We start from the raw sequence: 14,946 nt of genomic DNA on the forward strand, positions 1-14,946 counted from the left end.
ATTAGAAAAAAGAAAATGACAGAAATCAGAAACATTGCAATTATTGCACACGTCGACCACGGTAAAACTACTTTGGTTGACCGTATACTTCACCAGGTAAAATTGTTCCGCGAGAACCAGGAGGTTCAGGAACTTTTTCTGGATAACAATGACCTGGAACGCGAACGTGGAATTACCATTCTATCGAAAAACGTTTCGGTACGCTACAAAGACACAAAAATTAATATCATCGACACTCCCGGGCACAGCGACTTTGGAGGCGAGGTAGAGCGGGTATTGAACATGGCTAACGGTGTTTTGCTGATTGTTGATGCTTTTGAAGGACCAATGCCACAAACACGTTTTGTGTTGCAAAAAGCCATCGAGCTTGGACTAAAACCAATGGTGGTGGTAAACAAAGTTGACAAAGAAAACTGTACGCCCGATATTGCCCAGGAAAAAGTTTTCGACCTGATGTTTAGCCTTGATGCCACTGAAGAGCAGTTGGATTTCCCAACGGTTTACGGATCGGCAAAAGCGGGTTGGATGGGGCCCGACTGGCAAACACCAACTGAAGATGTGGTTTATTTGCTCGACCAGATTTTGGAACATATTCCGGCCTCAACACCCAAGGACGGGACCTTGCAAATGCGCATTACTTCGCTTGATTATTCGTCGTATACCGGCCGAATAGCAGTGGGAAAAGTAACACGTGGAGAATTGGTTCCGGGATCGCGTGTATCGTTGGTAAAACGCGATGGAAGTATTGTTAAAACGGTTGCCAAAGAGTGTTATCTGTTTGAAGGTCTGGGAAAAGAGAAAACAAAAGATTCAATTCCGTCAGGCGAAATTTGTGCTGTAATGGGGCTGGAAGGTTTTGATATTGGCGACACTGTTGCCGATGCAGAGGAGCCGGAAGGATTGACTCCGATCCAGGTAGACGAGCCAACAATGAGTATGACTTTTGTGTCGAATAACTCACCATTTTTTGGTCGGGACGGTAAGTTTGTAACTTCACGACAAGTGCGAGACCGCCTGTTTAAAGAAACAGAAAAGAACCTGGCCTTACGAGTTGAAGAAACCAATTCGGCTGATTCGTTCCTGGTATACGGCCGTGGAATTCTTCACTTGTCAATTCTGATTGAAACGATGCGCCGCGAAGGTTACGAATTACAGGTGGGACAACCACAGGTAATCGTTAAAGAAATTGATGGTAAAAAATGTGAGCCGATTGAGTCGCTAACCGTTCAGGTTCCCGACGAATTTTCAGGAAAAGTAATTGAGTTGGTTACTGCCCGCAAAGGTGAAATCTCTAATATTGAAGTAAAAGACGAACGTGCGCATTTGGAATTTTTTGTTCCATCGCGTGGATTGATAGGTTTACGTAACCAAATGCTAACAGCTACCGAAGGCGAGGCGATTATGGCTCACCGACTGAAAGGTTACGAACCATGGAAAGGCGAGCTGGGCGTGAAACGTAGTGGCGCTCTAATTTCGCTTGAAAAAGGAACTGCTATCGCATACTCTATTGATAAGATGCAGGATCGTGGTCGTTTCTTTGTTGAGCCTGGAGAAGAGGTTTATGCTGGTCAGGTAATTGGAGAATATACCCGTCAGGATGATTTAACCATAAATATTATTCGCACCAAAAAAATGTCGAACATGCGTTCTTCCGGTGCCGATGAAAAAACAGCGATTGCTCCGGCCATCAAATTTTCGTTGGAAGAAGCAATGGAATACATTCGCAACGATGAATACATTGAGATTACGCCACATTTTATGCGTATTCGTAAAATTCATCTCGATGAGCATGAGCGTAAACGCCGTGCAAAAGCTATTAGTGAATAAGAAATACATTGAAATATATTTTAAGGCAGGTTAATTAACCTGCCTTTTTTTGTTTTATTTTTTTATTCAGACATATGTTCCAATAGCTGATTCCCGGTCTTTTAGTTGTTAATAATTTCTAAACGACTTGTGAATATACCTTACTATTTAGATAGCTAATAAATTGTATGTGAGCATTGGTAATGTGGGGTTTTGGTTCTATTTTTAAAGCAAAACTAAATGATAAAGTAATGATTAGAAAATGTTTATTTCTTGTGTCGGTAATGCTTTTTTCAGTGCCAATTTTATTCGCTCAGGAACCTACTGTTTGGCGGGGCGAAAAAAACGGGATTTATCCTGAGACTGGCCTTTTAAAGGAATGGCCGGCCAATGGCCCTGCAATTTTGTGGACTACCGAAGGATTAGGCGAGGGACACTCATCGCCGGTTTTTGCCAATGGTAAAATATACCTGTCGACCATGATCGACGGTGAAGGTTTTATATTCATTTTCTCACAAAATGGAGAAGTGATCAAAAAAGTTTCATACGGAAAAGAATTTGCAGAAAGTTATCCGGGAACACGTTCATCTGTTGTGGTAGTAGGCGATTTAATGTATCAGTACAGTGGTTACGGAGTGCTGACTTGTATGGACTCGGAAAGCGGAGAGGTGAAATGGCGCAAGAATGCCTTTGAAGATTTTGATGGCGAGAATATTCGTTGGGGAGTAACAGAAACCGTTCTTGTGGATGGCGATGTGGTGTATTTAACTCCGGGCGGAAAGAAAAATAATGTTGTGGCGCTCAACCGTTTTAATGGTGATCTCATCTGGACATCGGCAGGAAAAGGTGAAACTTCTGCCTATTGCACACCGTTACTGGTTGAACTTCCGGCACGGAAATTATTGGTAACACATACAGCCGACCATATTATCGGGCTTGATGCCAAAACCGGAGAATTGTTGTGGGATTTTGAGCATACCAACCGATGGAGTGTTCACCCAAATACTCCGCTCTATTATAATGGCGATTTATTCGGCTTTAGTGGCTACGGGAAAGGTGGTGTAAAACTCGACCTAAGCGACGATGGCAGCAGCGTTACTAAACAGTGGACCAAAGAGGAGCTCGACAGCCGCATGGGTGGAATGGTTGTGGTTGACGGATACATCTACGGCTCGGGAGATAACGCTCGTGAGTGGCGTTGTGTTGACTGGGAAACCGGCGAAGAAAGATACGTGTCGAAAGACATTGCAAAAGGCGTTACCATTTATGCCGACGGAATGTTGTATTGCTATAGCGAACGTGGTGAATTGGCCTTGGTTGAAGCCACTCCCGAAAGTTTCAATATTGTTAGCCAAACAAAAGTTGAACTGGGTTCGGCTCAGCATTGGGCACATCCGGTTATCAATAATGGCCGCCTGTTTGTTCGGCATGGCGATGTACTGATTGCCTACAAAATTAAATAAGCAGGATTCTTGCCAAATACTCGCTACTTAAAACCTAATTATTCCAACTAAAATTTAATAACCATGAAGATTACATTAACACTTTTAATTGCTGCATTTGCAATTTCATTAAATGCTCAGGTTACGCAGTGGCGTGGGCCAAACCGCGATGGTCATTTCACCGAAACAGGTTTACTGAAGGAATGGCCGGAAGATGGACCTGAACTGCTTATGCAAGTTGAAAAAATAGGAAAAGGATACTCGTCGGCGATTGCCGAAGGTGATATGATTTATACATCAGGAATGATCGATACGATGGATTACCTGACTGCAATAAATCCGGATGGATCGTTTAAATTTCAGGTGCCTTACGGACGCTCGTGGAATAAATCGTTTCCCGATACGCGAAGTACTCCCGTGGTTGATGGCGATCGCATTTATGTGCAAAGCGGAACCGGCCGGGTAGTTTGTTTGAATAAAGCAACAGGTGAAGAGGTTTGGGCTGTGGAAGTAGATAAGGATTTTGAAACCGAATACCATATTTGGGGTAACTCGGAAACACCGCTGGTGGTTAATAACCTGGTAATTTGTACACCGGCCGGAAGCAAAACAAGTGTTGTTGCTTTTGATAAAATGACCGGAGATTTGGTGTGGCAAAGCGAATCGGTTGGAGGAGCAAGAGCTTATGCCTCGGCATCGGTTTACGAGTTTAACGGGCATCGTTATATTCTGGCTGTTACTGGAAAAGAGTTGCTGGCGCTGGTTCCCGAAACGGGAGAAATTGTCTGGCATTATCAATATTTTGATCCGGAGAAATGGGATCAGCCAAATGGTCTGATATGGACCAATACACCTGTGTTTAAAGACAACCAAATTTTTATTACCATGGGATACGATTACCCTGCGGTTATGCTGGAAATGGATTCAACAGGAACATCGGTAAGCGAAAAATTTGTCGATCACACTTTTGATAACCACCACCACGGCGTAATTCTTACCGATGGTTATTTGTACGGATCGAATTGGTTCGATAATAAACGCGGAAAATGGATTTGCATGGATTGGGAAACCGGTGAGATAAAGTATGTAGCCGATTGGGACACAAAAGGCTCAATCGTAATGGCCGATGGACTACTATACTGTTACAACGAACGCGGAAACGTTGGACTGGTAAAACCTGATCCTGATGGTTTTGAAGTGATCAGCGAATTCAGGATCAGAGAAGGAGCCGGACCACATTGGGCGCATCCTTTTATTAGCGATAAAAAGTTGCTCATCCGGCATGGCGATGCATTAATGGTGTATAATATCGCTGAATAAAAAGTGCTGGTACAGGCATGTATTTAAAATAACTCTAATTAAGCGCTGAGGGGTGTTAATGGTTTGTTAACTCCCCATATTCTTCTTTAAAAAGACTATTTTTAAATTTTACGGTGTGTAAAATGAATGCTGTGAAATATAAAAAATTGTAACATCGGTCAGATGAGATTAACCTTAACAATAATAGCAATTATTTTTGCCTTTAATTTATTCGGACAAGATTTGATTGAGTTTAGGGGTGTGGATCGTTCGGGGTATTATCCCGACACAGGCTTGCTAAAACAATGGCCGGAAAGCGGTCCAGAATTGTTACTGAAGATTGAAGACATCGGCAAAGGTTTTTCCACACCCATTGTGGCTAATAACAACATCTATGTAACCGGAATTAAAGAAGATACAATTGATATTCTGTCAGCCTTTAATTTTAATGCAGAACTGTTGTGGGATATACCCTACGGACGTTCGTGGACCCGATCTTACATTGATAGCAGAAGTACACCAACTTATTCCGATGGAAATCTCTATGTGTCAAGCGGTACAGGACAGTTAGCCTGCGTTGATGCCCAAACAGGAAAACTGATTTGGGAAGTAGACGCGGTACAGAAATACGCAGGTGAAATACACCGCCATGGCGATGCTGAAGCTCCTTTAATTGTTGATGATTTGGTGGTATACCTCGTTGGTGGTGAGCAAAATACGATGGTGGCATTTAATAAATACACAGGTAAAGAAGTGTGGCAATGCAAGAGTCTTGGAGGAGCGAAATCATATGCATCTCCATCGTTAATTGTACATAACAACCGTAAAATAATTCTTGCACAAACAACTGATAATCTAATTGGTATTGATGCCGAAAACGGTTCAATTCTTTGGAGTTTCAACCTCATTCAATATCATACAAAAGCCAGGGGGTAGGAGGAAATACAAATCCGCCCTTGTTCCATAACGGCGAAATATTTGTAACAAGTGGTTATGATCATCCCGGGCTGATGTTTTCCCTTTCTGACGATGGAAATGAAATTGAACTGAAGTGGCAGAACGAGACACTCGATAATCATCACGGTGGTGTTGTGATGGTTGACGGCAATATATACGGAGCCAATTGGCAGCACAATGCAAAGGGAAAATGGGTTAGTGTAAACTGGGAATCAGGTAGAACAAATTGGGAAACTGAATTTGTAAATAAAGGTTCCATAATTACAGCTGATAACATGTTATACCTCTACGAAGAGAAGAGGGGCAATGTTGCCTTGGCACAACCTTCTACCGATGGTTTGAAAATTGTAAGCAGTTTTACTATGGAAGAAGGAGCAGGTCCGCACTGGGCACATCCTGCCATTTATAATGGAAAACTGTTTATCCGCCATGGCAATGTATTAATGATTTATAATATTAGTGAATAACTATATTTTTGACATTCTATTTTTACAGAAATTAATGACTAAAAGAACCATAAATATCATTCTAATCTCAATCGGTACCATTGGGTTTATTTCAATCTTTTGGTGGTTAAACGCCGATCCTACCAAAGATTTTACCGTAAATCTCGAAGGTTCAGATAACAGGGGAAAGGGAGTTCCTCCACAAGACGTTAATATTGGCGAACATTTTGAAGAACTGGCTTCTGATTATCAGGAACTGGAGGAAACGTGGACCAACTTCCGTGGAGCCGACTTTGATAATATTTCAAAATCGCCGGTAAAACTGATGGAAAGTTTTGGGCCGGAAGGTCCGAATATTCTTTGGTCGAAAGAATTAGGTGAAGGACATTCAGGAGGTGCAATTTACAAAGGATTGGCTTATGTACTCGACTACGATGAAGAGGAGCGGGCCGATATTTTACGCTGTTTTTCAGTAGTTACCGGAGAAGAGCAGTGGCGGCGTGGTTACGATGTGGCTATTAAACGAAATCATGGAATGTCAAGGACTATTCCGGCAGTTACCGAAGAGTATATTGTAACCATTGGGCCAAAGTGCCACGTAATGTGCCTCGATCGTGAAACCGGCGATTTTCGCTGGGGACTCGATGTGGTGAAAGAGTACGGTAATGAAATTCCGTTTTGGTATACCGGGCAATGTCCGCTGATTGATGACGGCGTGGCCATTATTGCTACTGGTGGCAGTAAAATGATGGTTGCCATTGATTGCGAAACCGGCGAAAAGCTTTGGGAAACACCAAACCCAAATGGCTGGAAGATGTCGCACTCATCGGTTATGCCTTATACTTTTGGTGGACGGAAAATGTATGTTTACAGTCCGGTAGGAGGATTACTGGCAGTGGCTGCCGATGGCCCCGATGCCGGACAAGTCTTGTGGGAAACTTCGCAGTGGAACCACTCGGTTATTGCTCCGTCGCCGGTTTGTATGCCCGACGGAAAGATATTTATGACAGCCGGTTATGGTGCAGGAAGTATGATGTTACAGCTCTCCGAAAATAATGGTGCTTTTTCGGTTGAACCACTTTATGAATATGCCCCAAAAGAAGGTTTGGCATGCGAGCAGCAAACACCAATTTTATGGAATGGGTACCTGTTTGGTATTGTGCCCAAAGATGGCGGCGCCAACCGAAATCAACTAATCTGCGTAAATCCTGATGATACGAGAAAAGTAGTGTGGACGAGCGGTAAGGATACCCGTTTTGGCCTCGGCCCGTATTTTATTGCCGATAATAAAATGTTTATTCTGAGCGACGATGGTACTCTGACAATTGCGCGACCCAGCACTGATAAATACATTCAGTTGGAACAGGTAACAGTTATTGAGGATGGCCACGATGCGTGGGCGCCGTTTGCACTGGCCGACGGTTACTTATTGTTGCGCGACTCAAAAACAATGATTTGTATCGATTTGAATGTGAATAGCTAGATATTGTATTAACACAATCATAATTTCATGAAAAACAAAGGAATCGTAATATTTCTGATTGTACTGGCGGTGGTTATCGTTGGTGTAATTGTAGTCGATTGGTACTCAAAACGTCCGGATAATATGGAGGCCAATAAATTTGAGTACAACGTTGACGAGTTTCGTAATGTTCCGGAGGAGTTGGTGAAATACAAAGAAACCCGGAATTTCAACCTGGGCTTTGTTTTGGCAGAGGCGCTCGAAATCGCCAATAACAAAATTTACGCAGTTGGCGATCAGGAACTGAAGATCGTTGATTTTTCGGGAACACTGCTTGGAGAGGTTGGTTTTTTGGACGAACCTCACGGATTGGATGTTGTTGGCGACACCATTTATGTGGTTTTCGAGAGATTTGTGTGGATTGTTGATGAAACCGGTACAACAATAAATAAATGGCAACTTGATGGCGACGACACGTATTTAACTGCTGTTGCGGTTGAGGGAGATGATATTATGGTTGCCGATGCCGGAAACCGACGCATCCTGCGTTTTAATCATCAGGGAGAAATTGTGAATGAATTTGAGGGTAAAACCGATGACGATTTAGCGCATGGATTTATTATTCCAAGTCCGTATTTCGATCTGGATATAAATGTTTATGGCGATTTATGGGTAGTCAATCCGGGTATGCACACATTAGAAAATTACACGAAGGAAGGACGCTTGCGCGAGTTTTGGAAAGCTTCGGGTAACCAAACTGAAAATTTTAGCGGATGTTGTAATCCTGCTCATTTTTGCTTTTTGCCCGATGGTCGTTTTGTGACCAGCGAAAAAGGTTTGGTGCGTGTGAAAGTATATAAACGTTCGGGTGAGTTCTCAGGAGTTGTAGCACCTCCAACAAAATTCGATAAAAAAATTGAAGGTCAGGCCCCCGACATTGCTGTCGACAATGATGGTAATATTTATGTACTTGATTTCGATAGAAATGTTTTGCGTGTTTTTGAGCCAAAAATTTCAGAATAGACAATATTATTGAGATGAAACGAAAAGAATTTATAAGAACAACAGGCCGACTTTTACTTCTTGGAGGAATTACCGCTTCTACCGGTTATTTGTTTGTGAATAAAAAAGTGTCTGCTTCTTGTTCGCTGTCCCCAACTTGTGATAATTGTGGCAAATTTCAGAAATGCGATTTCCCGCAGGCAAAGGAGGTAAAAGATGGAAAAGAATAGCAAATCACAAAGCCGCCGGAAATTTATCCGAAATGGGGTAAGAGCTTCGTTATTGTTGTCGTTGGGCGCAGTAAGTCTTTCGGCGTTGAAAAAGGTAAGTGGCGATGGGTACGTTTGGCAGATCGACCCGTTTAAATGTACACAGTGCGGACGCTGTGCAACGGAGTGTGTTCTAAATCCTTCAGCGGTGAAATGTATCCACGCTTTTGATTTGTGTGGTTACTGCGACTTGTGTGGTGGTTACCTGAAACCGGATGCCAACTCACAAAGTACGGCTGCCGAAAATCAATTGTGTCCCACGGCTGCAATCGAACGTCGTTTTATTGAGGAGCCTTACTTCGAATATCATATTGATGAGGACTTGTGTATTGGTTGCGCAAAATGTGTAGCCGGTTGTACTTCGTTCGGAAATGGATCAATGCACCTGCAAATCATGCACCATATTTGTGTTGATTGTAACGAATGTTCCATCGCACGGGTTTGCCCGTCGGATGCCATTAGCCGGGTGAAAGCCAGTGAAGCCTACAATGTGAAAGGCGATTTTACAAACAAACCTGAAGCCTGATTTTTTAAAATGAGAGATCAACTGAACCAAAATAGTTACGAGCCACGAGTTACGGGCCGCAAGCAAAAGCGATTCTTCGGATTTAAGTTAAACTCAGTGTTTTTCACTTTTGCCTTTTTACTTTTCACTTTTGCCTTTAATCTTTTGTCTTTTAACTTGTCTGCACAGAAACAACGTTTTCCCAAACCCGAGTTTGATACAGGCTACGAACAACCATCGCCGGTAACGCCCGAGCCGCGTGCCCTGGCAATGGAATATTTCGATGTATTTATGCTGTTGGTGGTATTGTCGGCAGCAACATATTTTGCTTTGAAGAGCCGTTCGCGACAAGGAGTTTTATGGCTCTCGGTTTTCACATTAGGTTATTTTGGATTTTACCGTCTCGGTTGTATTTGCAGTATCGGTGCCATACAAAATGTTACGCTCACCTTTTTCGATTCGGCTTATGCCATTTCTCTTACGGCCTTATTGTTTTTTATACTGCCACTTTTGTTTACGCTCTTTTTTGGGCGAACGTTCTGCGCTGGTGCCTGTCCTTTAGGGGCAATCCAGGATTTAGTGGTTGTAAAACCGATAAGCTTGCCGAAATGGTTGAATAAAACATTGGGATTAATTCCGTATTTATACCTGTCGCTGGCAGTACTTTATGCCGCAACCGGAACTGATTTTATAATCTGTAGGTACGATCCTTTTATTGGGATTTTCCGTATGGATGCCACATTTCTGATGATCGTTTTAGGCATTGCTATTTTGCTTATGGGGATGTTTGTTGCCCGTCCGTATTGCCGTTTTTTGTGCCCATACAGTGTGCCATTAAGTTGGATGTCGCGTTTCTCAAAACATCATATAACCATTACGCCGTCAGAATGTATTCAGTGTAAATTGTGCACGCATTCGTGTCCTTTTGATGCTATTGATTTTCCAACCAACGAAAAAGAAGTAGTGAAATCCGGGCTGGGAGCAAAACGATTTTTAACCTACGCCTTGGTCATTCCATTGTGGATAGCGTTAGGTGTGTTTGTTGGGGCAAAATCGCATACTTTCTTATCAAAAGCAAATCAGGATGTTTACCTGGCAGAATTGCTGATAGAGCATCCTGAATTGAAAAACGATCCCGATAATATTGACGTGCAAACATTTCTTGCTTCAGGAAAATCGATGGATGAGCTGGTAAACGAAGCCACTGTAATTCGTGAGAAATTTTATATCGGAAGTATGATTGCCGGCGGATTTATGGGATTGGTAATTGGTATAACCTTATTGAATACGGTTGTGTTTCGAAAACGACAGGATTATGAACCGCATAAAGGAAATTGCTTTAGTTGTGCAAGGTGTGTAGACTATTGCCCGGTGGAAAAATAAGATTGAATATAAAAGAAGAACCAAAATAGAATGAACAACCAGGATAAACTTAAACTCTCGCAGAACATTGCCATAATTGCAGGTATTTTCTGCTCGGCTGTTGCACTGCTGCTATTATTAAATTTTTGGCAGATGACAAAAACCGATCCTATTGAAAGTAAGGCATTGGAAGCGTTGGTTGAGCGTCTTAAAGACGATGCCAACAACGAGGAGCTAAAAGAGGAGATTCGCAATTTCGATTTGCTGGCCCGAAAGGCCTATTTTAACAGCCAGTGGCAAGTTGAAACAGGCGCTTATATGTTGCTGTTCGGTGCTATAGTTTTGGCATTTGCGCTGCGGATTTATTATGGTGCAAAAAGTAAAATTGAAGAGCCGGAGAAAGTGCTGGAAAACGAAATAGCCAGCCGGATAATTGCACAAAAAGGAATTATAATAGTAGGAGCAGCAGTAATGGTTTTGGCGCTCCTGGCTTCCTTTCTTTCGGTAAACCAGCTAAAATCGTACGATGCAGCAGCGTTGGTGGCCGAAAACGAATCGCCGGCGGATGAAGATGCTGTGGAGGTTATTAATGTAGCTCCGGCACAAACTTCAGCAAACCAAGTTTCAGAAGAAGCACCTGCTGGTGAGAATACTGCTTCGGAAAATGTTGCCAAAAATACTTCAACGGAGACTCAACCGGAAGAAATTATTGCCGAGGAAGCTGTTTCGGAAACACCGGTTACACAACCAAAAGCTACAGCTACAACATCAGGACCTTCGCTTGCCGAACTGCAGAATAATCATAACTCGTTCCGTGGTCCTCTGGCACAGGGAATAATTAGGCACGATAACATTCCAACAGAATGGGACGGTGCTACCGGAGTAAATATAGTTTGGAAAGCGGAAGTGCCGAAACATGGATTCAATTCACCAATAATCTGGGGAGATAAAATGTTTGTTGCAGGCGGGAATAACGCCAGTCGCGAAGTGTATTGCTACAACCGCAACGATGGTAAATTACTGTGGACCGGGATTGCTGATAATATCTCAGGATCGCCGGCATCACCACCGCGTGTAACAGATGATACCGGGCTTGCGGCACCAACATTAACCACCGACGGAAATGCTGTTTTTGCCATTTTCGGAACAGGTGATGTAATTGCTTTTGATATGAATGGGAAACGTTTGTGGGCAAAAAACTTAGGTGTGCCTGATAATCATTACGGACATTCATCGTCGCTGATAACCTGGGACGGAAAACTTCTGATTCAGTACGATACCAACCGGGGTGGAAAAGTTATGGCACTAAGCAACCAAACAGGAGAAACGGTTTGGGAAACACAACGTAATTCAAAAATTTCATGGGCAAGTCCGGTATTGGCCGAGGTTGATGGCAAATACCAGTTGTTGTTAACTGCCGACCCGATTGTTGCCGGATATGATGTGGAAACCGGAGAAGAACTTTGGTCGGTTGAATGTATGATGGGTGAAGTTGGCCCATCGGTTGGTTATGCCGACGGAATTGTAGTGGCAGCCAACGAGTATGCACGAATGGTAGCTATTGATATCCGTACGCAGGAAACACTATGGGAAGACGATTTCTACCTGCCCGAAGCATCCAGTATTTTAGCGCACGACGGATTAGTATTTATTGCAACAAGCTACGGTGTTTTTGTGTGTTACGACCTGAAAGACGGGGAGCTGCTTTGGGAAGATGATTTCGGCTCGCCAGTGTACTCGTCACCCGTTTTTGTAGATGGAAAAGTGTATCTTATGGACAACGATGGTGTGATGCGTATATACGAGTTTTCAAGGGAATTGAAAAAGGTAGGCGAAAACGAATTGGGAGAAATGTCAGGTCCTACGCCGGCTTTCGCCGATGGACGAATCTACATCAGAGGAGAGAAACATGTGTTTTGCATTGGAAAGTAAATTAAAAATGTCATTCCAAGAGAAGAGAGGAATTTGTCACAAAGAAGTTAGAAGTGCAAGATTACTCAGTCGTTGTGATTTCAAAATGGAAGAAGGGAAATAGCATAAATGACAGAAGAAAATAAAAATATCGACCAGCTGATACAGGAAAAAGGCAGTACCAAAAAGAGCCTGATTCCTATTCTACAAGCTATCCAAAAGGAGTACAATTATTTGCCTGAGGACTTATTGAGGTTGGTGGCGGAGAAAACAGAGATTAGCCTGGCCGAGATTGTAGGCGTGGCCAGTTTTTACTCGCAGTTTCGTTTGCAGCCGGTTGGCGAGCACATGATAAAAGTGTGTGTAGGAACAGCGTGCCATGTTAAAGGTGCGGGACAGGTTTACGATGCTTTTCGTCGCGAATTAAAATTGGAAGAAGGGCAGGAAACCGAGGAGTCAGGAGAATACACTTTGGAGCAAGTGGCTTGTTTAGGTTGCTGTACCCTGGCACCTGTTGTTCAAATTGATGAAACTACTTATGGTCATGTGGCTTCCGATCAGGTTGGCCAGGTAATTGCCGATTTTGAAAGTCTGAAAGGAACAAAAAGCGCGAAAAAAGCACGAAAAGCTGATGGCTCTGAAATTCAGGGTGAGATACGAATCGGGCTTGGATCGTGTTGTGTAGCCAGTGGAAGTAAGGAAATTGAGGAGGAAGTTGAACATGTGGTAAACGACAGTGGTTTGCGCGTTAGCATGAAACATGTGGGTTGTGTGGGAATGTGCCACCAGGTGCCTCTGGTAGAGGTGGTGCCAAACGAAGGAGAAGCTACACTTTACGCCAAAGTTAAACCCGAAGACGTAAAAAATATTGTAGAAAGCCATTTTCAGGCACCGGGCTTATTTACCCGCTTAAAAAATAAATTGTTGCACACGGTTGAGGACATCCAGACCGACCGTAACTGGGATGGAATTGAGCGCTACGAAATAAGTATGCGCGAAAAACCGGTGGCTTCATTTTTAGGAAAACAGATTCCCATTGCTACCGAATACCGTGGAATTATTAATCCACTTGATATTAATGAATACCTGAAACGCGGAGGTTTTTCTGCCCTCGAAAAGGTGTTGAACAAAATGGCACCCGATGAGGTGATTCGGGAAGTGAAAGATAGTGGTGTTCGAGGTCGTGGTGGTGCCGGATTCCCAACAGGTATAAAATGGGAACTGGTAAAAAAGCACGAAAACGATATAAAATATATCATCTGTAACGGCGATGAAGGTGATCCGGGAGCTTTTATGGATCGTATGTTGCTTGAATCGTATCCATACAGGGTAATCGAAGGAATGATCATTGCAGCTTATGCAACGGATATTCATCAGGGGTATTTTTATATCCGTGCCGAGTATCCGCTGGCGGTAAAACGTATTCGCGAAGCCTTGAAAATCTGTGAGGCTAAAAATTATTTGGGTAAAAATATTTTGGGCAGTGGTTTCGACCTTGATCTTCAGATTTACGAAGGTGCCGGTGCTTTTGTTTGTGGCGAAGAAAGTGCACTTATTGCTTCTATCGAAGGAAATCGTGGTTTCCCGAGAATGCGCCCGCCATTTCCGGCAGAAAGCGGTTTGTGGGGAAAACCAACCCTGGTTAACAACACTGAAACCCTGGCGCAGATTTCCTATATTCTTCGTGAAGGAGCTGAAGGATTTTCAAAAATCGGATCAGGGAGAAGCACCGGAACAAAGGTTTTTTCTCTGGCCGGTAAAATTGCCCGTGGCGGACTGATTGAAGTACCAATGGGAATTACCATAAAACAGGTGATTGAAGAAATTGGTGGCGGAATTGCCAACAGTAGAACCTTTAAAGCGGTGCAGATTGGTGGCCCGTCGGGTGGTTGTATTCCGGCCGCACATTCTGATACGCCAATTGATTTTGAATCGTTGGGAGAAATGGGTGCCATGATGGGATCGGGAGGACTTGTAGTGCTCGACGACACCGATTGTATGGTTGATATTGCCCGTTATTTCCTATCGTTCACTCAGGAAGAATCGTGCGGGAAATGTACGTTCTGCCGTGTTGGAACAAAACGAATGCTTGACATTCTGGATGGTATTGTTAGCGGAAAAGGTAAAAAAGGCGACATTGAAGAGTTGGAACACCTGGCCGGCTGGACAAAAAAAGGAAGTCTTTGCGGACTGGGGAAAACGGCTCCAAACCCAGTGTTAAGTACCTTGAGGCATTTCAGAGATGAATATGAAGCACACATTAACGGAACATGCCCGACCGGCAAATGTGCTAAGCTGATCACTTATTCGGTAAACGACGAGTGTATTGGTTGTACCAAGTGTGTGCAAAAATGTCCGGTTGATGCCATTCCGTTCACACCGCACGAGAAACATAGCATTGATACTGAACTGTGTATAAAATGTGATGCCTGCCGGGCCGTTTGTCCGGTTGATGCAATCGATGTGAAATAATAAACCCTGGCGT

12 protein-coding genes are annotated in these 14,946 nt (G+C 43.3%); all 12 read left to right on the forward strand.

Features of this window, described 5'->3' with window-relative positions:
* Positions 1-15 precede the first annotated feature (15 nt).
* The 12 genes from typA to G0Q07_RS07195 all read left to right on the forward strand — a co-directional run bounded on the left by typA (position 16) and on the right by G0Q07_RS07195 (position 14,933).
* On the forward strand, positions 16-1,827 hold the full coding sequence (gene typA / locus G0Q07_RS07140; RefSeq protein ID WP_163345433.1) for a translational GTPase TypA: 1,812 nt from the start codon (positions 16-18) through the stop codon (positions 1,825-1,827).
* 230 nt (positions 1,828-2,057) lie between these two features.
* Positions 2,058-3,269: an outer membrane protein assembly factor BamB family protein gene (locus G0Q07_RS07145; RefSeq protein WP_163345434.1), complete on the forward strand. Its 1,212-nt coding sequence runs from the start codon at positions 2,058-2,060 to the stop codon at positions 3,267-3,269.
* Positions 3,270-3,332: 63 nt separating this feature from the next.
* Positions 3,333-4,568: a PQQ-binding-like beta-propeller repeat protein gene (locus G0Q07_RS07150; protein ID WP_163345435.1), complete on the forward strand. Its 1,236-nt coding sequence runs from the start codon at positions 3,333-3,335 to the stop codon at positions 4,566-4,568.
* A 162-nt stretch (positions 4,569-4,730) separates the two neighbouring features.
* Positions 4,731-5,483, forward strand: coding sequence for a PQQ-binding-like beta-propeller repeat protein (locus G0Q07_RS07155; RefSeq protein WP_163345436.1), 753 nt, complete (start codon positions 4,731-4,733; stop codon positions 5,481-5,483).
* Entirely contained in the window at positions 5,438-5,971 is a 534-nt protein-coding gene (locus tag G0Q07_RS07160; RefSeq protein WP_163345437.1) for a PQQ-like beta-propeller repeat protein, read from the forward strand. Before G0Q07_RS07155 ends, G0Q07_RS07160 begins: the two co-directional genes overlap by 46 nt.
* Positions 5,972-6,005: 34 nt before the next feature.
* A complete protein-coding gene (locus G0Q07_RS07165) occupies positions 6,006-7,433 on the forward strand; it encodes an outer membrane protein assembly factor BamB family protein (protein WP_163345438.1) in 1,428 nt (475 codons plus the stop codon).
* Between the two features lie 27 nt (positions 7,434-7,460).
* Complete coding sequence (locus G0Q07_RS07170) at positions 7,461-8,435, forward strand: NHL repeat-containing protein (protein ID WP_163345439.1); 975 nt, start codon at positions 7,461-7,463, stop codon at positions 8,433-8,435.
* A 14-nt stretch (positions 8,436-8,449) separates the two neighbouring features.
* Positions 8,450-8,644, forward strand: coding sequence for a hypothetical protein (locus tag G0Q07_RS07175; RefSeq protein ID WP_163345440.1), 195 nt, complete (start codon positions 8,450-8,452; stop codon positions 8,642-8,644).
* The gene (locus tag G0Q07_RS07180; protein WP_163345441.1) at positions 8,631-9,209 is read left to right on the forward strand and encodes a 4Fe-4S dicluster domain-containing protein; all 579 of its coding nucleotides are present in this window, start codon (positions 8,631-8,633) and stop codon (positions 9,207-9,209) included. Before G0Q07_RS07175 ends, G0Q07_RS07180 begins: the two co-directional genes overlap by 14 nt.
* A 9-nt stretch (positions 9,210-9,218) precedes the next feature.
* A complete protein-coding gene (locus G0Q07_RS07185) occupies positions 9,219-10,571 on the forward strand; it encodes a 4Fe-4S binding protein (RefSeq protein WP_163345442.1) in 1,353 nt (450 codons plus the stop codon).
* 30 nt (positions 10,572-10,601) lie between these two features.
* Positions 10,602-12,482, forward strand: a complete 1,881-nt coding sequence (locus G0Q07_RS07190; protein WP_163345443.1) for an outer membrane protein assembly factor BamB family protein — start codon at positions 10,602-10,604, stop codon at positions 12,480-12,482.
* Between the two features lie 108 nt (positions 12,483-12,590).
* On the forward strand, positions 12,591-14,933 hold the full coding sequence (locus G0Q07_RS07195; protein WP_163345444.1) for an NAD(P)H-dependent oxidoreductase subunit E: 2,343 nt from the start codon (positions 12,591-12,593) through the stop codon (positions 14,931-14,933).
* The last annotated feature ends 13 nt before the right edge of the window (positions 14,934-14,946 follow it).

The organism is Draconibacterium halophilum (assembly GCF_010448835.1).
GTDB lineage: Bacteria > Bacteroidota > Bacteroidia > Bacteroidales > Prolixibacteraceae > Draconibacterium > Draconibacterium halophilum.